At 70.1% G+C, this 19,993-nt stretch carries 14 protein-coding genes; 10 read left to right on the top strand and 4 right to left on the bottom strand.

What is annotated here, in order from left to right; all coding sequences use genetic code 11:
• Window positions 1-7 precede the first annotated feature (7 nt).
• From ABNF93_RS05645 to ABNF93_RS05680, 8 genes are all read left to right on the top strand, one after another.
• The gene (locus ABNF93_RS05645; protein WP_349326472.1) at window positions 8-3,061 is read left to right on the top strand and encodes an alpha-mannosidase; all 3,054 of its coding nucleotides are present in this window, start codon (window positions 8-10) and stop codon (window positions 3,059-3,061) included.
• A gap of 22 nt (window positions 3,062-3,083) precedes the next feature.
• Window positions 3,084-3,986: a GntR family transcriptional regulator gene (locus ABNF93_RS05650; RefSeq protein WP_349326474.1), complete on the top strand. Its 903-nt coding sequence runs from the start codon at window positions 3,084-3,086 to the stop codon at window positions 3,984-3,986.
• Window positions 3,986-5,242 carry an alpha-hydroxy acid oxidase gene (locus ABNF93_RS05655; RefSeq protein WP_349326476.1) on the top strand — a complete coding sequence of 419 codons (1,257 nt, stop codon included), beginning with the start codon at window positions 3,986-3,988 and terminating at the stop codon, window positions 5,240-5,242. Before ABNF93_RS05650 ends, ABNF93_RS05655 begins: the two co-directional genes overlap by 1 nt.
• A gap of 106 nt (window positions 5,243-5,348) precedes the next feature.
• Entirely contained in the window at window positions 5,349-5,915 is a 567-nt protein-coding gene (locus ABNF93_RS05660) for a G protein-coupled receptor family protein (protein ID WP_349326477.1), read from the top strand.
• A 406-nt stretch (window positions 5,916-6,321) separates the two neighbouring features.
• On the top strand, window positions 6,322-7,257 hold the full coding sequence (gene miaA / locus ABNF93_RS05665) for a tRNA (adenosine(37)-N6)-dimethylallyltransferase MiaA (RefSeq protein WP_349326478.1): 936 nt from the start codon (window positions 6,322-6,324) through the stop codon (window positions 7,255-7,257).
• Between the two features lie 152 nt (window positions 7,258-7,409).
• Window positions 7,410-9,278: a gamma-glutamyltransferase gene (gene ggt, locus ABNF93_RS05670; RefSeq protein WP_349326479.1), complete on the top strand. Its 1,869-nt coding sequence runs from the start codon at window positions 7,410-7,412 to the stop codon at window positions 9,276-9,278.
• A 114-nt stretch (window positions 9,279-9,392) separates the two neighbouring features.
• On the top strand, window positions 9,393-10,295 hold the full coding sequence (gene dapF, locus ABNF93_RS05675; protein WP_349326480.1) for a diaminopimelate epimerase: 903 nt from the start codon (window positions 9,393-9,395) through the stop codon (window positions 10,293-10,295).
• Window positions 10,296-10,471: 176 nt separating this feature from the next.
• Complete coding sequence (locus ABNF93_RS05680) at window positions 10,472-10,645, top strand: hypothetical protein (RefSeq protein ID WP_349326481.1); 174 nt, start codon at window positions 10,472-10,474, stop codon at window positions 10,643-10,645.
• A 22-nt stretch (window positions 10,646-10,667) separates the two neighbouring features.
• Here the strand turns inward: ABNF93_RS05680 and ABNF93_RS05685 are convergent, their stop codons facing one another.
• Window positions 10,668-11,990: an enolase C-terminal domain-like protein gene (locus ABNF93_RS05685; protein WP_349326482.1), complete on the bottom strand. Its 1,323-nt coding sequence runs from the start codon at window positions 11,988-11,990 to the stop codon at window positions 10,668-10,670.
• Window positions 11,991-12,440: 450 nt separating this feature from the next.
• Between ABNF93_RS05685 and hflX the strand changes: the two genes are divergently transcribed.
• Complete coding sequence (gene hflX, locus ABNF93_RS05690; RefSeq protein ID WP_349326645.1) at window positions 12,441-13,835, top strand: GTPase HflX; 1,395 nt, start codon at window positions 12,441-12,443, stop codon at window positions 13,833-13,835.
• A 102-nt stretch (window positions 13,836-13,937) separates the two neighbouring features.
• Here the strand turns inward: hflX and ABNF93_RS05695 are convergent, their stop codons facing one another.
• Window positions 13,938-14,582 carry a rhomboid family intramembrane serine protease gene (locus ABNF93_RS05695; protein WP_349326483.1) on the bottom strand — a complete coding sequence of 215 codons (645 nt, stop codon included), beginning with the start codon at window positions 14,580-14,582 and terminating at the stop codon, window positions 13,938-13,940.
• Window positions 14,583-14,912: 330 nt separating this feature from the next.
• Window positions 14,913-16,760, bottom strand: coding sequence for a S9 family peptidase (locus ABNF93_RS05700; RefSeq protein ID WP_349326484.1), 1,848 nt, complete (start codon window positions 16,758-16,760; stop codon window positions 14,913-14,915).
• Window positions 16,761-16,821: 61 nt separating this feature from the next.
• Here ABNF93_RS05700 and ABNF93_RS05705 point away from each other — a divergent pair, with 61 nt between their 5' ends.
• Window positions 16,822-19,098 carry an ATP-dependent DNA helicase gene (locus tag ABNF93_RS05705; protein WP_349326485.1) on the top strand — a complete coding sequence of 759 codons (2,277 nt, stop codon included), beginning with the start codon at window positions 16,822-16,824 and terminating at the stop codon, window positions 19,096-19,098.
• Here ABNF93_RS05705 and ABNF93_RS05710 read toward each other — a convergent pair whose 3' ends face one another.
• Window positions 19,099-19,953, bottom strand: a complete 855-nt coding sequence (locus tag ABNF93_RS05710) for a hypothetical protein (protein WP_349326486.1) — start codon at window positions 19,951-19,953, stop codon at window positions 19,099-19,101. It lies immediately after the preceding gene.
• Window positions 19,954-19,993: the final 40 nt, after the last annotated feature.

Consider the following 19,993-nt stretch of genomic DNA (forward strand, 5'->3'; position numbering starts at 1 on the left):
AGGACCCATGCACGACGACCACCGCCTGGTCGAGGCCCGGCTGGAACGCGCCCTCAGGCAGCGCCTGCGCCCGGCTCTCCACGGCGCGACTGTTCCGCTCGACATCGAGGTCTGGCACGCACCAGGCGAACCGGTACCGGTGAGCGACGCCCTCGGTGCCGACTACAAGCCGGCCGCCCTCGGCGAGTCCTGGGGTCCGCCCTGGGGCACCAGCTGGTTCCGGCTCACCGGCCGCGTCCCGCAGGAGTGGGACCGCCAGCGGGTCGAGGCGGTCGTCGACCTCGGCTTCGGTGGCGGGCCGGGCTTCTCGGCGGAAGGGCTCGCCTACACACCTGACGGCGAGCCGATCAAGGGCCTCAACCCCGACAACATCTACGTCCCGCTCGCAGGTCTGGCCTCGGGTGGCGCCTCGGGCTCGGACCAGGCGTACGCGAAGGGTGGTGCCGCCTTCCAGGTCTACGTCGAGGCGGCCGCAAACCCCACGGTCATCGGCTGGCCGGACTTCTCACCGACGAACCTCGGAGACAAGGAGACCGCCGGGACCGAGCCGATGTATGAGATCCGCCGGGCGGACCTCGCCGTCTTCCACGCGGACGTGTGGAATCTCCTGCTCGACATCGACGTCCTGAACGAGCTCCGCGCCGAGCTGCCCGCCGACCTGCCGCGCCGCTCGGAGATCCTCCGGGCGCTCGAGCGGGCGCTCGACGCGCTCGACTACGACGACATCCCGGGGTCCGCCGCGGCCGCCCGCGCGCAGCTGGCCGGCGTTCTCGCCAAGCCGGCGTACGCCAGTGCCCACCAGATCTCGGCCGTCGGCCACGCCCACATCGACTCCGCCTGGCTCTGGCCGCTGCGCGAGACGGTCCGGAAGGTCGCGCGCACGGTCTCCAACGTCACGACGCTGGCCGCGGACCACGACGACTTCCGGTTCGCGTTCTCCCAGGCTCAGCAGCACGCCTGGATGAAGGACCACCACCCGCAGGTGTGGTCGCGTCTCAAGGCCGCTGTCGAGAGCGGCCACGTCATCCCGATCGGCGGCATGTGGGTCGAGTCCGACACGAACATGCCCGGTGGCGAGGCGATGGCCCGGCAGTTCGTCCACGGCAAGCGGTTCTTCCTCGACGAGTACGGCATCGAGACCGAGGTCGTCTGGCTGCCCGACTCGTTCGGCTACTCCGCGGGCCTGCCGCAGCTGGTGAAGCTCTCGGGCCACAAGTGGTTCCTCACCCAGAAGATCTCCTGGAACCAGACGAACAAGTTCCCGCACCACACGTTCTGGTGGGAGGGCATCGACGGGACCCGGGTCTTCACGCACTTCCCGCCGGCCGACACCTACAACGGTCAACTCACCGGACGCGAGCTGGCGCATGCACAGCGCAACTACCAGGACAAGGGTAGCGGCACGTGGTCGCTGCTGCCGTTCGGTCACGGTGACGGCGGTGGCGGGCCGACCCGGGAGATGCTGGGCCGGGCGGAGCGCCTCGCCGACCTCGAGTCCTCGCCCAAGGTGACGGTCGAGCACCCGGCGCGGTTCTTCGAGAAGGCGCACGAGGAATACGCCAACGCGCCCGTCTGGGTGGGCGAGCTCTACCTCGAGCTGCACCGCGCCACCTACACGTCGCAGGCGAAGACCAAGCAGGGCAACCGGCGCAGCGAGCACCTCCTGCGGGAAGCCGAGCTGTGGTCCGCGGCGGCCGCGGTGGCGGGCCGGCTCGAGTATCCGTACGCCGATCTGGACCGGATCTGGAAGGCCGTCCTGCTCAACCAGTTCCACGACATCCTGCCGGGCAGCTCGATCCGCTGGGTCCACCGTGAGGCGGAGGAGACCTACGCGCGGCTCGCGGTCGAGCTGGAGGCGATCATCGCGCGCGCCCAGCAGGCGTTGGCCGGCGAGGGTTCGGCCGACGTCGTCTTCAACGCCGCGCCGCACGACCGCGACGGGGTGCCGGCCATGGGCGCTTCGGTGCGCGGGCGTTCGCACGCACCGGACGTGACGGTGAACGACGAGGGTCCGGGCATCGTGCTCGACAACGGCCTGGTGCGCGTCACCGTCGACGAGCGCGGCCTGCTGAGGTCGGTCTACGAGATCGAGTCGCAGCGGGAGGCCCTCGCACCTGGCGCAGCCGGCAACCTGCTCCAGCTCCACGTCGACACCCCGAACCTCTGGGACGCCTGGGACGTCGACCCGTTCTACCGCAACAAGGTCGTCGATCTGGTCGACGCGGACTCGGTGGAGGTCGAGAGCGCCACGCCGGAGGAGGCCGTGGTCGCGGTCACCCGGTCGTTCGGCTCCTCGCGGGTCGTGCAGCGGATCCGGGTCCGTGCGGGTGCCTGTCAAGTCGATGTTGACAACGAGATCGACTGGCACGAGAAGGAGAAGTTCCTCAAGGCGTCGTTCCCGCTCGACGTCCGGGCCGAGCAGTCCGCCTCGGAGACGCAGTTCGGGCACCTTTTCCGGGCGACGCACACGAACACCTCGTGGGAGACGGCGAAGTTCGAGATCTGCGCCCACCGGTGGATCCACGTGGGGGAGCCGGGATACGGGCACGCGATCGTCAACGACTCGACGTACGGCCACGACGTGACCCGCGACGTCCGTCCCGACGGTGGTACGACGACGACCGTACGCCTCTCGCTGCTGCGGGCGCCGCGGATCCCCGACCCGGTGACCGACCAGGGTATGCACCGACTGTCGTACGCCCTGGTGCCGGGCGCCGGCATCGCCGAGGCGGTGGAGGAGGGCTACCGGATCAACCTGCCCTCGCGCACCGTTGCCGGGTCTGACGGCGTTGCTCCACTGGTCACGGTCGACAACCCCGCGGTCGTCGTGGAGGCGGTCAAGCTGGCCGACGACCAGTCCGGCGATGTCGTCGTCCGCCTGTACGAAGCGCACGGCGGTCGGGCGGCGGCGCGGCTCACCACGTCGTTCGGGATCGATTCGGCGCAGGAGACCGACCTGCTCGAACGCCCCCTGGCCGAGCGCGACCTGGCCGACGGCGGAGTCGAGGTGGCGCTGCGCCCGTTCCAGATCCTGACGCTCAGGCTGGCCCGCGCGTCGTAGCAGCGGTGTTCGGCACAACGCCATGGCCAAGGAAGGCGGCCGCGGTTCGTCCAACCTGCCGACAGCGCGCACCTGTCAGGGGTATCTCGCCTTCTACGACGAGATACCCCTGACAGGTCACCGGCTACGACAGGTCACCGGCTACGACAGGTCCACCGGCGACGACAGCAGGTCCGGCAGCCACGGGTCGATCGGCTGGCTGTACCCGGACAGATCCCTCACCAGGCCCCACGGTTGTGACACAATCCGCGACATGGGTGACGGAAGCAGGGCCGCCGCCGATGAAGTGGCGGAGACCCTCCGCACAGAACTCCTCGACGGCATACGTCCCCCGGGCTCGCACCTGTCCGAAGAACACCTGGCGGAGAGGTTCGGCGTAGGTCGCTACACCGTGCGGGCCGCCCTGCGCAGCCTGGTCACCGCGGGGTTGCTGGTCCACGAACGGCACCGAGGTGCGTTCGTCCCCACACTCACCCGGGACCGGATCGACGAGCTCTACGCCTACCGTTCCGTCGTCGAACTGGGTAGTCTCCGCCTCGCCCTCGACCGCGGACAGGATCTCCGCCCCGTCGAAGGTGCCGTCCTCGAGCTCGAACGCATCGACCGGCCGGGAAGCACTCACGCCGCGTGGCACGACGTCACCGCGGCACACCGAGCGGTCCACCACGCGATCGTGGCCGCAGCCGGAAACTCCCGCCTCCTGGCCGCCTACTCCGCGTGTGAGGACGAACTGCAGTTCGTGCTGGCGTTCCTTCGTCCCGAGTTCGCGCCGGGACGGCTCGCGACGCTGCACCGAGACCTGCTCCGGCGCCTCGCCGACGGTGTCGAGGCCGCGCAGGCCGCGCTCGCCGACGACCTCGAGGTCGGTCGGCAGGGTCTGCTGCGGGCGCTCCACGACCCTGCCCTTGAAGGGAGAACTGCTTGATGCCAGAGCTGTCGAAACTGCCCGAACGGCCCGCCATCCGTCGCCAACTCCCGCGCTGGTCCGAGCTGCGGCCGCTCCTGCGTACCCGCCGAGTCGAGCTGGACGCGACCGAGCGCCGGCTCCGGCGCGCCCTCACGATCGCCGACCTGCGGGAGGCCGCGCGGCGGCGGACACCTCGGGCGGCGTTCGACTACACCGACGGCGCCGCCGAGGGCGAGGTGAGCCTGCGCCGGGCGCGGTCGTTGTTCCGCCGGCTGCAGTTCAACCCCAGCATCCTGCGTGACGTGTCGAAGGTGGAGACGGCGACGACGATCCTCGGGCGCCCGTCGGCGTACCCGTTCGCGTTCGCGCCCACCGGCTTCACCCGGATGATGCAGCACGAGGGGGAGTCGGCGGTCGCCCGGGTCGCCGAACGCGTCGGCATCCCGTACGGCCTCTCCACGGTCGGCACCACGTCCATCGAGGATGTCGCCGCCGCGGCTCCGGGCGCCGACAAGTGGTTCCAGCTCTACATCTGGACCGACCGGGCAGCCGGCAAGGACCTCGTCGACCGCGCCCGCGAGGCCGGCTACACGGCGCTGGTGCTCACCGTCGACGTGCCCGTCGCGGGCGCCAGGCTGAGGGACGTACGCAACGGCATGACCATCCCGCCCACCCTCACGCCGAAGACGCTCATCGACATGGCGACCCACCCGGCGTGGTGGTTCAACCTGCTGACCACGAAGCCGCTGACGTTCGCGTCGCTGTCGGACTGGCCGGGCACGGTGGCCGAGCTGATCAACACGATGTTCGACCCGACGGTGACGTTCGAAGACCTGGCGTGGATGCGGGAGTCGTGGCCGGGATCCCTTGTGGTGAAGGGAATCCAGAACGTCGACGACGCGCGCAAGGTCGTCGACCTCGGCGTCGACGGGGTGGTGGTCTCCAACCACGGCGGCCGACAGCTCGACCGGGCACCCGTGCCGTTGGAGCTGCTGCCGCAGGTGGTCGACGCCGTCGGCGACCGGGCGGAGGTGCTCGTCGACACCGGCATCATGAGCGGTGCCGACATCGTGGCCTGCCTCGCACTGGGCGCGAAGGCCGCGCTCGTCGGTCGGGCGTACCTCTACGGGCTGATGGCCGGCGGTGAGCGGGGCGTCCAGCGGGCGGCCGACATCCTCGGCACGGAGATACGCCGGACGATGCAGCTGCTCGGCGTCGCCGACGTCAGCGAGCTGAACCGCTCCCACGTCACGTTGCCCGCCGTGCCCTTCTGAGCGGGGTCGCCGTCAGGGGCGGATCCGGGTCATGGCCCGTGCATCCGCTCGGTGGGCAGGGCAGGATGGACAGAAGCCAGCACACCACGCGAGGAGGGTGCGCATTATGTACGACAACGCCACGTGGTTTCCGATCTGCGCCGCGCTCTCGGCTGTCGGGGTCGTGGCGGCGTTCTTCGCGTTCCGCCGGCGTGGGCTGGCCTCCGGTCTCCGGCTGCTCGGCTGGGCGGTCCTGCCGATGGCGGTCTACCTGACCGGCATGGTGCGGCTGTTGTGGACCATCGGCGCGGCGGTCGGCAAGTGGGTCTCCGGCTTCGTCTTCAGCCCGTTCGTCTGGGCCGGCGTGGCCCTCTTCGGCTTCGCCGCGATCGCGCTCCCCGTCGCCGGCGCGCTGCGGCGGCGGAAGGCCGGCCGTGAGGTTCCGGCGGGCGAGGGCGCGGGCGCTGCGCAGCTGGAACGCGGTGTCACTCCAGGGACCGGCGCGGTCGGTGCCGCGGCGTCCGGGACGAAAGGGAAACCAGCCGAGAAGAAGGCCAGGAAGACGTCCGAGGAGAAGTCGACCGCCGACAAGGGGGCCCGGGACGAGGCCGCGGGCCAGGGGGACAAGTCCTCCGACCCGCTCGAAGGCATGGAAGACATCGAGGACATCCTCAAGCGACGTGGCATATCGTGAGGCGTTTCTGACCCCGCTGAGCGCGTGGTGACGCCACGTCGAGCAGGTACGAATGTCCCCGTCGGCCAACCGCCCCGTCAGGGCAGAGGCAGGCCCCCGGAGATCCTGACGTGCGCGCTCGGTGGCTGTGCCTCGCGGCGCGCTCGCCCGGCTGGGGACGGGCGAGCATCGAACGATCTCCGGGGGCCCGAATCCGGCCGGGTCGAGGCGTTCACTCCCACGATCGGCCGGGGCACGGAGTAGCGGGGACCGGGCGGGGCACGCCGCACTTCGGTGATGCTCGCGTTCGCGCCACGAGGTGGTCGCGGCAGGATGGGCGCCGAGGCCGTGTGCCGGCAGTCTCGTACCCGTCGGCCGGTGGTCCACACGCCAGGCAGGGTCACGATCCGGTGAAAGGTGGCGGCCGTTGCGTTCCGCTCGACTCGACGTACTCGCCGTCGTCGGTCCGACCGCGGCCGGGAAGTCCGACCTCGCGGTCGAACTGGCGCTCCGGCTCGGCGGCGAGGTCGTCAACGCCGACTCGATGCAGCTCTACCGGGGCATGGACATCGGTACCGCGAAGCTCGCGGTCGCCGAGCGGCGAGGTGTCCACCATCACCTGATCGACGTCCTGGACATCCACGAGACGTCGACGGTGGCGGAGTTCCAGGACCGCGCCCGAGCGGCGATCCGCGACTGCCAGGCACGCCGCGTCCTCCCCATCGTGGTCGGCGGGTCGGCGTTGTACGTCCGGGCGGTGCTCGACAGGTTCGAGTTCCCCGGCACTGATCCGGTCGTACGCCGACGACTGGAGGCGGAACTGTCCGCCGTCGGATCCGTACGCCTGCACGCACGCCTCGCGGAGGTCGATCCGGAGGCCGCGGCCCGGATCCTGCCGTCGAACGGGCGGCGGGTGGTTCGTGCCCTGGAGGTCATCGACATCACCGGGAGGCCGTTCACCGCGTCGCTTCCCACGCATGCGTACGCATTCGACCAAGTCTGTCAAGTCGGCCTTGACGTTCCTCGTCCGGTGCTCGACGAACGGATCCGGCTCCGCGTCGACCGGATGTGGGACGCGGGCATCGTCGACGAGGTACGCCGGCTGGATGCCGCGGGCCTGCGGAAGGGCGTGACGGCGAGCCGGGCGCTGGGCTATGCGCAGGTGCTGGCCTACCTCGCAGGTGAATGCGGCGAGGACGAGGCGAAGGAAGCGACCGTACGGGCCACCCGACGCTTCGCACGCCGCCAGGACTCATGGTTCCGGCGAGACACCCGGATCGGCTGGCTGCCCTACGACACCCCCGGCCTGGTCGAGCGGGCCCTCGCTGCGGTGTCGGCCGACCAGCTGCCGCGGCAAGAATGATCACGTTTGCGTGGTCAATACCAACAACACGTGGCAAATTCGCCGTGCAGGGTTGGGAATGATCACGCAGGCGTGATCATTTCGCCCCGGCGTGGTGGTTCTCTTCGACAGGGTTCGCGTATAGCGTCGATCGGGACGAGGAAGGGAGCACCATGATGCGCCGACTCGCCGTCGCTTCCGTCGCCAGTGCCACCGCGGCGGTGCTGGCAGCCGCGCTTGTCGTCCCACCCGCACAGGCGTACGTCCGCGCCGCGAGCCCGCCCGGCACCACGACGTCCCTTGCCGAAGCGCCCGCCGGACATGTGCCCGCCGGGAAGGTGCCGGTCGCCGAAGGCTATGGAGGGGCGGTGTCCACGGTCGACCTCGACGCCACCCGCGCGGGTCTCGGAGTGCTCCGCAGGGGCGGCAACGCCGTCGACGCGGCGGTCGCGGCGGCCGCGACGCTCGGTGTCACCGAACCGTTCTCCGCAGGCATCGGTGGCGGCGGCTTCTTCGTCTACTACGACGCCCGCTCCGGCGAGGTCCGCACGATCGACGGCCGGGAGACGGCACCGGCGGCGGCGACGGAGGAGTTGTTCATCGACCCCGAGGCCGGCGGGCCGTTGCCGTTCGAGCAGGCGCGGGTCAGCGGCCTGTCCGTCGGCGTCCCGGGCACTCCTGCCACCTGGCAGCGTGCGCTCGACGAGTGGGGTACCTGGTCCCTGCCCCAGGCGCTCGCTCCCGCGACAAAGGTGGCCGCGGAGGGCTTCGTCGTCGACGAGACGTTCCGCTCCCAGGTCGCCGAGAACTCCGACATCTTCGACGACTTCACCTCGACCAGTGAGCTGTACCTTCCGGGCGGCGCGCCGCCCGCTGCTGGATCCCGCTTCAGCAACCCGGATCTGGCGCGCACCTATGCGTTGCTCGCCAAGCAGGGCGTCGGTGCCCTCTACGACGGCCCGCTCGGTGCCGAGATCGCGCGTACCGTCCAGCAGCCGCCGGTCGCCCCCGACACCGATCGCGTTGTCAGGCCGGGCGCGATGACCGCTGCGGACCTCGCGGCCTACGACGCACCGCTGCGCGCGCCGACGCACGTGGACTACGCCGGCCTCGACGTCTACGGCATGGGCCCGCCGTCGTCCGGTGGCTCGACCGTGGGGGAGGCGCTCAACATCCTCGAGAGCCAGGACCTTTCGGCCGACGACAGGACCGCGGCACTGCACGCGTACGTCGAGGCGAGCGCGCTGGCCTTCGCCGACCGCAACCGCTACGTGGGCGATGCCGACCAGGTGGATGTCCCGCTCGACGAACTGCTGTCCCAGGGCTTCGCCGAGGAACGTGCCTGCCAGATCGATCCCGACGCGGTGCTGGAGAAGCCCGTCGCCCCCGGCGTCCCGGACGGGCAGTACGCGGGCTGCGGCGAAGAGGCGCCCGGCCCAACCGGCGGGCAGCGCGAAGGCTTGTCCACCACGCACCTGACCGTCTCCGACCGGTGGGGCAACGTCGTCGCCTACACGCTCACCATCGAGGCGACAGGCGGGAGCGGCATCGTGGTGCCCGACCGGGGTTTCCTGCTCAACAACGAGCTGACCGACTTCAACTTCGCACCCACCCAGGGCGATGCGCCCGACCCGAACCTGCCGGGGCCCGGCAAGCGACCGCGTTCGTCGATGTCGCCGACGATCGTGCTCGACGACGGCCGACCCCTCCTCGCGCTCGGTAGCCCGGGCGGAGCGACGATCATCACGACCGTCCTGCAGACCCTTGTCAACCGGCTCGATCTCGGCATGAACCTGCCGGATGCCGTGGCGGCTCCGCGCGTATCGTCACGCAACACCGCATCCCAGGCCGAACCCGCATTCCTCGCCTCACCGGAAGGCGAGGCACTTGTGGCAAAGGGGCACAAGTTCGCCGAGATCCCGGAGATCGGCGCGGAGACGGCGCTGGAGTTCGGCCGGCACGGGTTCGTCCAGGCAGTCGCCGAACCCACCAGGCGAGGAGGCGGATCGGCCATGGTCGTCAGACCCGGCCCGGACCGCTGAGGACCGCACGGCGGCGTACGAGGCGCCTCCTGATGCAATAGGTTCGTACGAAGGACCCCAGCGAGCCGGACCGTCGAGCAACACGGGCCGCCGAGCACGACAGGGTCCTTCGGCATGACAGGGTCCTTCGGCATGTACTGGGACACCTCAGGCGGAACGGAAGCGAGCGACAAGGTGACGCGGACTGTGCGGTGGGTCAAGGGCCACGGCACCGAGAACGACTTCCTGCTGCTCCGCGACCCGGACGGTACGACCTACCGTGACCTGGACGCCGCGGCCGTGCGGGCGATGTGCGAACGCCGCAGGGGTGTGGGCGCCGACGGGGTCCTCCGTGCCGTACGCACGGACGCGATCGACGACGGCCGGGCCTACGCCGAGGTGGCCGAGTGGTTCATGGACTTCCGCAATGCCGACGGCTCGACCGGCGAGATGTGCGGCAACGGTGCACGGGTGTTCGCGGCTTTCCTGTACGCGGAGGGGCTCGCCGACCCCGGCACCGAACTGCCTGTCGCGACCCGGGCGGGACTGAAGCGGATCCGGGTCGAGGGCGACGGCCAGCTCACGGTGGACATGGGCATCGCCCGGTTCCCAGCCTCGGACGGCCTGGAGGTCTCGGCCGCCGGTCACACGTGGTCGGCGACGGCGGTCGACATGGGGAACCCCCACGGGGTGGCGTTCGTCGACGACCTGGCGGATCCCGGCCCGCTGCTCGACCCGCCGACGTGGAGTCCGTCGGAGGTGTTCCCGAAGGGCGTGAACCTCGAGTTCGCCCTACGCCGGGGCGCCCGACACCTGGCGATGCGGGTGCATGAGCGAGGCGTCGGGGAGACGCGGTCGTGCGGTACCGGCGCGTGTGCGGTGGCGGTGACGACGGCACGAGTCGACGGGGTGGATCCGCCCGCGACGTATCGCGTCGACGTACCTGGTGGCACACTCGCGGTCGGTCTGCATTCCGATGGGCACGTGGAGCTCACCGGACCCGCAGTCCTCGTCGCGCGCGGTGAGGTCGACGTCTAGCTCAACGCCTCGGACGACCGGCGTCCTTGCTCTCCTCCCTGCTCATGGACTCTCCTCCGTGGTACGGCGTCCCTCGTCAGGAGAATCCCTGACCAGCGTCTCCGTCTTCCGGCCTAGAAGAGACGGGCCCTTCGGCCGAGGACTTTTGTCGGTCGTCACAGCTAATGTCCGTGAGCATGGCGATGATTCCGCAGCAGGCCACCGAGGACGATGCCGGTGCGCTGCGTGAGCAACGCCGGCGGATCGTCCTGCGTCACGTCCGTTCCCGGGCCGCGTCCCGCCTCGCCCGCAGGTCCGCCGTGATCCGCACGGCGGTGTTGCTGCGTTCGATCGGCTACCACGAACGCTGAACCGCCTTGCCGCGCAGCCGGTTCATGGACGCTGAACGGTGCCGTCCGGCAGCCGGGTACGGGTCCAGGCGTCGTTCACCAACGGATCCACCGGCGGATACTTCGCCGCCAGCTTCTCGTCGAGATCGACACCGAACCCTGGTGTGTCACTGGGCCACAGGTGCCCGTCTCGCACCTCGGGACAGCCGGGGAAGACCTCGGCCGCCGCCTCGTTGAAGACGTGCTGCTCCTGGATGCCGAAGTTCGGCGCGGCCAGGTCGAGCGCCAGGTTGGCCGCATGCCCGACCGGTGAGACGTCGCCCGGACCGTGCCAGGCCGTACGAATGCCGAAGAGCTCGGCGGCCGACGCGAGCCGCCAGGCCGGCGTGAGCCCACCGATCGCGGAGATGTGGCACCGGACGAAGTCGATCAACCGGTCGCGCACAAGGGGGACGTACTCCGCCGGGTTCGTGAACAGCTCCCCGATCGCCAGCGGCGTCGCGGTCTGCGCGCGCACTGTCGGGAGCCAGCCGAGGTCCTCCGGCGCGAGAAGGTCCTCGAGGAAGAACAGGCGGAACGGCTCGAGCTCTTTTGCCAGGCGTACGGCCTGGGTGGGGTGCAGTCGTTCGTGCACGTCGTGCAGGAGGTGCACCGACGGTCCCAGCTGCTCGCGCAGGTGGGCGAAGAGTGCGGGCACCACCCGCAGGTAAGCGTGGGGTTCCCACGCGTTCGGTGTGAGGCTGGGTCGCACCCTGAGGTCGGCTTGGGGTGAGCCGCCACGCTCATCGCCGGCACCCGTCGACGCCGCGGACGGAGCTCCGTACGTCAGCGCACCTGGGATCGCGACCTGGCAGCGGACGTACCGGTAGCCGTCCTCGACGTACGCGCGCACGTTGTCCTCGACCTCGGCGGCGTCGCGTCCGGAGGCGTGGGCGTAGACGGGCACGGCCGTGCGGCAGCGTCCGCCGAGCAGCTGCCACACCGGTAGGCCGGCCTGCTTGCCCTTCAGGTCCCACAGCGCCATGTCGACACCAGAGAGCGCGTTGTTGAGGACCGGCCCCAGGCGCCAGTACGAACTCACCAGGAGTGACGACGCGATATCGGTGATATCGGCCGGGTCACGCCCGATCAGCTGGGGAGCGAGGTAGTCCTCGATCGCTGTGGCGACTGCCCGTGCACGTTGCGTGAACGTCGCGCAGCCGAGGCCGTAGAGCCCGGGTTCGGACGTCTCGATCTTCACGACCACCAGGGTGATCCGCTCCGGTGCGGTGAGGATCGTCCGTACGCCGGTGATCCGTACGCCGCTGTCCGACGACTGCCAGGGCGGAGCGGCGAGGGGTTGGGACTGCTCAGAGGGCGAACTCACTGGGTGATCCTTCCGGCCGTTGCCAAGCTGTGTTGCCGCATGTGGCGTGGGCAGAGGGGAGAGGGCTGGTGGCGTGAGGGACTGTACGAAGCGGATCGGGCGGTGCCTACCGGTCCACGCCGAACGGACAGGTATCGGTCATACCGGTTCCGGCGTCCAGGGCATGTCGGTGCAAGCGTGGCGTCGGAGCCGATGTCGGTGCTCACTTGGATGTCGGTGCTCACTTGGATGTCGGTGCTCACTCGGACGATATGCGGGTGCACGGAAACGGCCCGCGTGCCACGATGGAGGAAGCTACGGCGCCTCCGTAGCGTTGACTGGAGCAGGATGACTCTACGACCACACACGAACACCCAGGCCGAGCTGGCGCGACAGGGCGATGCCCCGGAGAGGCCAACCGAGAGTCGAATCGACCTCGATCCGATCATGGCTGTGCGGGAGGTACCGGGCATGGACGATCGCGCCGAGGCAGATCCCGCCACCGGTGAACTCGATCTCGAGGACCGTCAGGCGCTCCGCCGGGTAGCAGGCTTCTCGACCGAGCTCACCGACATCACCGAGGTGGAGTATCGGCGCCTCCAGCTCGAACGCGTCGTCCTCGTCGGCGTCTGGACAGACGGCAGCGTCGAAGACGCGGAAAACTCCCTCCGCGAACTCAAGCTGCTCGCCGAGACGGCGGGCGCGGAGGTCCTCGAAGGGCTGATCCAGCGGCGAAGCCGGCCCGACCAGGCCACCTACATCGGCCGCGGCAAGGTCGACGACGTCCGGTCCGACGTGATGATGACCGGTGCCGACACGGTGATCTGCGACGGCGAGCTGAGCCCTGCCCAGCTGCGCAACCTGGAAGAACGCATCAAGGTGAAGGTCATCGACCGCACCGCGTTGATCCTCGACATCTTCGCCCAACACGCCAAGAGCAAGGAGGGCAAGGCCCAGGTCGAGCTGGCCCAGCTGTCTTACTTCCTTCCCCGGCTGCGTGGTTGGGGTGGGCAGCTGTCCCGGCAGGCCGGCGGCCGCGCCGGCGGTGCCACCGGCGGTGTCGGCCTGCGTGGACCTGGTGAGACCAAGCTCGAGATCGACCGGCGCCGGATCCGTACCCGGATGGCCAAGCTACGCCGGGAGATCGTGGCGATGAAGACCAGCCGCGGGACGAAGCGCCTGCGCCGCCGCCGCAACGAAGTGCCCTCCGTCGCCATCGCCGGCTACACCAACGCCGGCAAGTCCTCTCTGCTCAACCGGCTCACCGGAGCAGGCGTACTCGTCGAGGACGCGTTGTTCGCCACCCTCGACCCGACGACGCGGCGGGCCAGCAGTCCCGACGGCAAGCTCTTCACACTGACCGACACCGTGGGTTTCGTACGCCATCTTCCGCACGAGTTGGTCGAGGCGTTCCGGTCGACGTTGGAGGAGGTCGCCGACGCCGACCTCGTGGTCCACGTCGTCGACGGCTCGCATGCCGACCCCGAAGGCCAGATCAGCACCGTCCGTGAGGTGCTGGCCGAGGCGGGCGCCGGCGACGTGCCGGAGATCGTCGCGATCAACAAGGCCGACCTCGCCGACCCGGTGGAGCTGGCCAGGCTGCAGACGCTGGTCCCGCGATCGGTCATTGTCTCCGCGCGGACCGGACACGGCATCGCCGAACTGCTGGAAGCGATTGGGACCGAACTCCCGCGCCCAGAGGTCGAGGTCAGTGCGCTCGTTCCCTACGCACGCGGCGACATCGTGGCGAAGGTCCATGAGCACGGCGAGGTACTCGAGATCGAGCACACCCCCGAAGGCACCAGGCTGCGCGCCCGGGTCAACCCAGGCCTCGCGGCCGCCCTGACCGGCTTCGCCGCCGGGTGAGGGTTGTCGCCGATCGGCCGCGCCCGCCCATGCAGGAACGACGCGGGTGACGTGCTGCGGTGGAGACGACGGGCGGTGCATGCCTACCGCCCCGTCACGTGGCTAGGACGCGCCCCAGCTGGTGGAGCGGGGAGACGTGGTACGCCGTGGAGAACCGCCGAGCAACCACGCACTGATGAGGCCGCCGACGGCGCCGAAGAAGTGTCCCTGCCAGGAGATCCCGGCCTGGGGTAGGAGCCCGCTGAGGAGCGCACCGCCCCAGAAGACGACCACCAGGATGCCGATCAGGAGCTGGCCCAGGCTGCGGTTGAAGATACCCCGCACGATGAGGTAGGTGGCATAGCCGAACACGATCCCGCTGGCGCCGACCGTGATCGAGCCGGGCGGCGACGTCAGCCACGTGCCGATCCCGCTCACCAGCGCCACGACGACGGTCACGCCCAGCAGATGGGCCGCGCCGCTCGCGGCGATGATCGCGCCGAGCATGAGCAGCGGGATCGTGTTGGAGATCAGGTGGCCGAAGCCCGCGTGGAGGAACGGCGCGGCGGCGATGCCGATCAGGCCGTCGGAGTCACGCGCCTGGATGCCGAAACCGTCGAGCGCCCCGCCGAGGAACGTGTCGAGGAACTCGCTCGCCCACATCAACCCGACCAACAGGACCAAAATCTTGAGACCGGCGACGCCGGGATCACCGAAGCGGTTGCCGGCACCGCGCCGGTCCGGCAGCGGCGAGTACGCAGACGACATGCATCCACCATGCCCGATCCGGGCAAGTCGCGCCGCTTGTGCGATCAGTTTCTTACCGGGTTTTCAAGTCCATCCGCTTCGGAACCCCGGCCTCGCGCCTGGTGGCACGGCGGACAGGCTGCCGGGGGCACGTGGCGGGCGTCGCGCGGGCGGACAGGCAGCCGGGGGCACGTGGTGGGCGTCGCGCGGGCGGACAGATGGCGGTCGGGCAGATGGCGGCCGGGCAGGCGGTGTCGCGTGGTGGGCCGTCACACGGGCGGCCGGATGGCGGTCTGGCGGCCGGAGTGGCGTAGTGGGTCCGCAACCGGGACCACGCGCTGGGAGGCTGGCTCAGCCCTCCGAACGCCCGCCCAGGTGCTCGGCCAGGAACCGCTCGGCCGCCGCGTAGTAGACCTCGCGGTTCTCCGGCCGGGCCAGGCCGTGCCCTTCGTCCGGGAAGAGAAGGTATTCGTGCGGAACGCCCTTGCTCTTCAGGGCCTCCACGATCTGCTCCGCTTCGGCCTGTTTGACCCGCGGGTCGTTCGCACCCTGCGCCACCAGGACCGGGATCGAGATGTCCTCGACCCGGGACAGGGGGGAGCGTTCCCAGAGCATGTCCTTCTCGGTCTCGGGGTCGCCGACCTTGGCGTACATCATCGCGACCATCGGCTTCCAGTACGGCGGGACCGCGGCCAGCAAAGTCAGGAGGTTGGACGGGCCGCACATGTCGACCGCACAGCGGAACACGTCGGGTGTGAAGGCGGCACCCGCCAGTGCGGCATACCCGCCGTAGGAACCGCCCATGATCCCGATCCGGTCCGGGTCGATGAACCCCTGCCCGCCGAGGTGTTCGATGGCGTCGAGCAGGTCGGTGTGCATCGTGCGGCCCCACTGCTTGTCGGCGGCGTTCCCGAACGCCTTGCCGTAGCCCGTCGACCCGCGGAAGTTGACCTGCACACATGCGTAGCCGCGGTTGGCGAGCCACTGCGCTTCGGCGTTGTAGCCCCAGGCGTCACGCGCCCATGGACCGCCGTGGACGTTGAGCACCGCGGGAAGGTGCTCGCGTTCGACGTCGGGCGGGAACGTCACGTAGCCGTGGATCTCAAGGCCGTCGCGCGCGGTGAAGGCGAACGGCTCCATGGGCGCGAGGGCGTACCCGCCGAGGTCCGGCTTGTGCGCGAACAGGAACCGGAGCCCGCCCGTCGACCGGTCGTACAGGTAGAAGCGGACCGGGCCGTCGGACGGCATGACCGACACCATCCAGAGCCGGTCGTCGCGTTCGGTGCGGTTGATGCCGAGCTCGCCGTCGATGCCGAGGGAGCTCCGGAGTTGTTCGACGGCCTGGCCGTACGCCTCGTCCAGAAACGTCCAGGACTTGCGATCCTTGTCGAAGATCACGGCCTGCGGCACGCGGGTCTCCGGGTCGAACTCCACGCCGTCCACGTCGTACGCGGAATCGGCGGCGAGCTCAGTCTCCTTGCCCGTCGCGAGGTCGACGCTCACCAGCCGGGCCGCGTTGGCGCCGAGAGAGGAGACGAGGTAAAGCGTGGTGCCGTCGCGGGAGAACCCGACCGGGCTGGTGGTGTTGGCGTCGTCGGCCGGAACCTCCAGCCAGGAATGGAACTCGCCATCCTCGTCGGCGAGGAAGAACACCACACCGCCGTCCTCGGTCACCGAGGCCGCACCCTGGATGGTGAGATCGGTGTCGGCGAGCCAGCCGACGTAGCCGGGATTGTCCCGGATCTTCTCCAGTTCGCCATTGGTGAGGTCCAGGCGGTAGACGTCATGGAGTTCAGGCCTGTCCCTGTTGATGGCGAGCAGCATCGTGGTCGGGTGCCAGCGGTTGTGGCCGAGGACCCGCACCTGCACGTTGTCGTACGGCGTCACACACCGCTCGGCGCCGGACTCCAGGTCGAGCAGGTGCAGGCGCCAGTTCTCGTCGCCGCCCTCGTCCTGCAGGTAGTACAACGTCCGGTCGTCGTGGCAGAAGCCGAAGACCCGGATACCGCGGCCGCGATCACGTGTCACCGGCATCGCCTGGTCCGGTTCGTCGACCGGGCCGACCCAGACGTTGAGCACGCCCTCGTCAGGAGCGAGGTAGCCCAGCCGGGTGCCGTCGGGGGAGACGGTGGGGGTGGCGTACGTCGGATTGCCGAACAGGACCGCGCGGGGGATCAGCGGTACGGCGTCGTAGGTCATGGGCAAATCCCACCACATGAGGGGCCGCCGGCGGGGAACCCGGGCGGTATAACCTCGCGGGATGGCCGAACCAGCGCGGGATTCCCGCGACGCCCCGCCATCGACGTCGGACCGGCCGGATCCCCGCGTGCGTGAGCTGCTCCAGGACGCTGTGACCGCGCTCGCCGGCACCGAGCGGCCCGGACAGGTGGTCATGGCTGAGGCCGTGACGCGCGCGATGGAGCGTGGTGAACACCTGGTCGTGCAGGCCGGAACGGGTACGGGGAAGTCCCTCGCCTATCTCGTTCCGGCGTTCCTGCATCCGGGTGGGGGCGAGCGACGCCCGGTCGTGGTGGCGACGGCCACGCTGGCGCTGCAGGCGCAGCTGGTCGGCCGTGACCTTCCCCAGCTCGTGGATGCGATCGAGAAGCGGCTCGGCCGGCGACCGTCGTACGCCATTTTGAAGGGACGGCACAACTACGCCTGTCTGCACCGGGTTCGTGACGGCGTACCCGACGAGCAGGGAGCCCTGGTCGAGAGAGTCGACACGGGGCCGCTCGGCCGGCAGGTCCTGACGTTGCGGAACTGGGCGAAGAACGAGGCACAGACCGGCGGCAACGGCGACCGCGACGCGGCGCCGACCCACCAGGACCGCGCCTGGGCGCAGGTGGCCGTGTCGTCGCGGGAATGCCTGGGCGCACAGCGCTGCCCCTATGGCGACGAGTGCTTCGCCGAGCGAGCCCGGGAGCGTGCGCTGGCCGCCGACGTGATCGTCACCAACCACGCACTGCTGGCGATCGACGCCCTGGAGAACGTCCCCGTGTTGCCCGACTACGACGTCGCGATCGTCGACGAGGCGCACGAGCTGGCCGCCAGGGTCACGAGCACGGCGTCGGCGGAGCTGGCGCCCGGCATGGTGCAGCGCGCGGCGCGCCGGGCCCGGTCCTTCTGCGACGGCGGCGAAGCCGATCCGTTGGAGGACGCGGGCGAGACCCTGCGCACCGCCCTCGCCTCTGCGGCGCTCGGTCGGGTGGAGTCCCTGGGTGGCGAGCTCGCCGCGGCGGTCGCGCTTGTCCGTGACAGTGCACGTGCGGCCTGGTCGGCGTTCCCTGGGGAGAAGAAGGACCCGGGGGGCGATGCCGAGAAGGAGTCGGGACGCCGCCAGGCGCGGGCCTACGTCGAACAGGTCCGTGACATCGCCGATCGGATCGCGGCGATGTCGCCCCACGACGTCGTGTGGGTGGCCGAACGCGAACGTGGAGGGCCTGAACTGTGTGTGGCGCCGCTGTCCGTGTCGGGCCTGCTGCGGGTGCACCTGATGGCCGAGCGGACGTGCATCCTCACCTCGGCGACGTTGAAGCTGGGCGGCGACTTCGACGCGGCGGCTCGGTCGGTGGGCCTGCGACCGGTCGACCGCCTCCCTGATCCGCCGGAAGGCCACGAACCGGTAGGCGACCAGCCAACAGGTGACGGGCCGGATGGTGACCGCCCAGAAGGTGACCGCCCAGAAGGTGACCGCCCAGAAGGTGACCGCCCAGAAGGTGACCGCCCAGAAGGTGACCGCCCAGACGGAGACCGGTCAGGACGTGCGGCTGGCCGTCACACAGGCGGTGCGAACGCAGAACCCGGCGGCGCTTCCACCGACCCGGCCGCGGCGGCGGGCACGGACGTCGTGGAACCCTTGCCGTGGCGTGCGCTCGATGTCGGTTCGCCGTTCGACTACGGCCGGCAGGCGATCCTCTATGTCGCTCGACGATTGCCGCCGCCGGGGCGTGGTGGCATCTCGGAGCGCACGTTGCAGGAGCTGGCACAGCTCATGGAGGCCTCGGGCGGCGGGACACTCGGCCTCTTCTCGTCCCGCCGCGCCGCGCAGGACGCCGCGGCAGCGGTTCGGGAACGCCTCGGCCTCGAGGTGCTCTGCCAGGGCGAGGGGCAGCTGGCGGAGCTGCATCGCCGGTTCGTGGACGAGCCGCGGACGTCGTTGTTCGGCACCTTGTCGCTCTGGCAGGGACTGGACGTGCCGGGCGACACCTGCCAGCTCGTGGTCATCGACCGCATTCCGTTCCCGCGTCCCGACGACCCGCTCGCCTCGGCCAGGCAGCGCGCCGTCGACGAGGCCGGCGGCAACGGCTTCATGGCGGTGGCGGCGACCCATGCCGCACTGCTGCTCGCCCAAGGCGTCGGCCGGCTGATCCGGCGTTCGTCCGACCGCGGGGTGGTCGCCGTGCTCGATCCCCGGCTGGTCACGGCCCGCTACGGCGGCTTCCTGCGGGCGTCACTGCCACCGATGTGGTTCACGCCCGACCGCGACGTCGCCGTCGGAGCGCTGCAGCGTTTGCGCGCCGCCCGCGACGCCTGATCAGTCCGGCATGCGTACGCAGATCGCGATCGGGGTCTGTTGGCGGCCCTGACCGAACGGGTTGTCCCGGAACAGTTCGCAGAAGAAGCCGGGGCGGCGATCGGTGTCGTGTCCCAATACGTCACGGCCGAGGTCGTTGGAGTCGATGACGACGGTGCCCGCCAGCGTCCCGGCGATGTCCTCGGGGAGCTGGGCAGTCACGGCGTCGGTGATGGCCGTGGCCACCTTGCCAGGGTCCTTGGGCGGAAGCTTCGCCGAGACATTGGACGGGAACGCCGAATAGGACGTCGGGCCGTCGATCGCGTTGACCCGGTGCCCGGCCACGACGTAGAACCATCCGCGCTGGCGGACGGCCTTGCCGACGACACTGGCTGCTGCCGCTGCCAGGATCCTGGGAAGGCCCGCCTCGTTGATCGCCAGCTGCATCGTCCAAGGGCTGCCGAGTCCGATGCCGTGCGGCGTGCGCTGGACCAGCCGGGAGAGGACCCTGGCCGCGGGTCCCGGGTCGATCTCCCAGGTGAAGTAGGACCGTCCCTGCGAGATCGCCACGATCTTCTCGCTCACCACGACGTACCACGGTCCCTCGAAGACCCCGCTGAAGTGGGGACTCTCCGCGACATGGCGCGCGGCATCGCGGACGTAGGCCGTCACGCGGGTCGGCACGTCGTCGCCGCGGGCGAAGAGTTCAGTCTGGAGGGGGATGCGTGCCCATCGCATCCCTTCGACCTCCACGACCAGACTCTTGCCGTCGTTCGGGGCCAACGGCTCCTTCGCCGGCGGTGGATCGTGCGGGACAGCGGACCGCGCGCGGTCAGCTCCTGACGTCGCGTCGGTCCCCGTCGTGGAGTTTGTCATGCTGCTCCCGGTCGTCAGGTGGTGTGCGCGGCACCCTGAC

The organism is Actinopolymorpha sp. B9G3, from assembly GCF_040120725.1.
Classification (GTDB): Bacteria; Actinomycetota; Actinomycetes; order Propionibacteriales; family Actinopolymorphaceae; genus Thermasporomyces.

Bases quoted from the DNA above. Each gene is read 5' to 3' on its own strand.
- ABNF93_RS05710 (WP_349326486.1), bottom strand. From the start codon at position 19,953: ATGACAAACTCCACGACGGGGACCGACGCGACGTCAGGAGCTGACCGC.
- ggt (WP_349326479.1), top strand. From the start codon at position 7,410: ATGATGCGCCGACTCGCCGTCGCTTCCGTCGCCAGTGCCACCGCGGCG.
- ABNF93_RS05655 (WP_349326476.1), top strand. From the start codon at position 3,986: ATGCCAGAGCTGTCGAAACTGCCCGAACGGCCCGCCATCCGTCGCCAA.
- ABNF93_RS05660 (WP_349326477.1), top strand. From the start codon at position 5,349: ATGTACGACAACGCCACGTGGTTTCCGATCTGCGCCGCGCTCTCGGCT.
- ABNF93_RS05650 (WP_349326474.1), top strand. From the start codon at position 3,084: ATGGCCAAGGAAGGCGGCCGCGGTTCGTCCAACCTGCCGACAGCGCGC.
- ABNF93_RS05695 (WP_349326483.1), bottom strand. From the start codon at position 14,582: ATGTCGTCTGCGTACTCGCCGCTGCCGGACCGGCGCGGTGCCGGCAAC.
- ABNF93_RS05705 (WP_349326485.1), top strand. From the start codon at position 16,822: ATGGCCGAACCAGCGCGGGATTCCCGCGACGCCCCGCCATCGACGTCG.
- ABNF93_RS05680 (WP_349326481.1), top strand. From the start codon at position 10,472: ATGGCGATGATTCCGCAGCAGGCCACCGAGGACGATGCCGGTGCGCTG.
- ABNF93_RS05700 (WP_349326484.1), bottom strand. From the start codon at position 16,760: ATGACCTACGACGCCGTACCGCTGATCCCCCGCGCGGTCCTGTTCGGC.
- dapF (WP_349326480.1), top strand. From the start codon at position 9,393: ATGACAGGGTCCTTCGGCATGTACTGGGACACCTCAGGCGGAACGGAA.
- ABNF93_RS05645 (WP_349326472.1), top strand. From the start codon at position 8: ATGCACGACGACCACCGCCTGGTCGAGGCCCGGCTGGAACGCGCCCTC.
- hflX (WP_349326645.1), top strand. From the start codon at position 12,441: ATGGACGATCGCGCCGAGGCAGATCCCGCCACCGGTGAACTCGATCTC.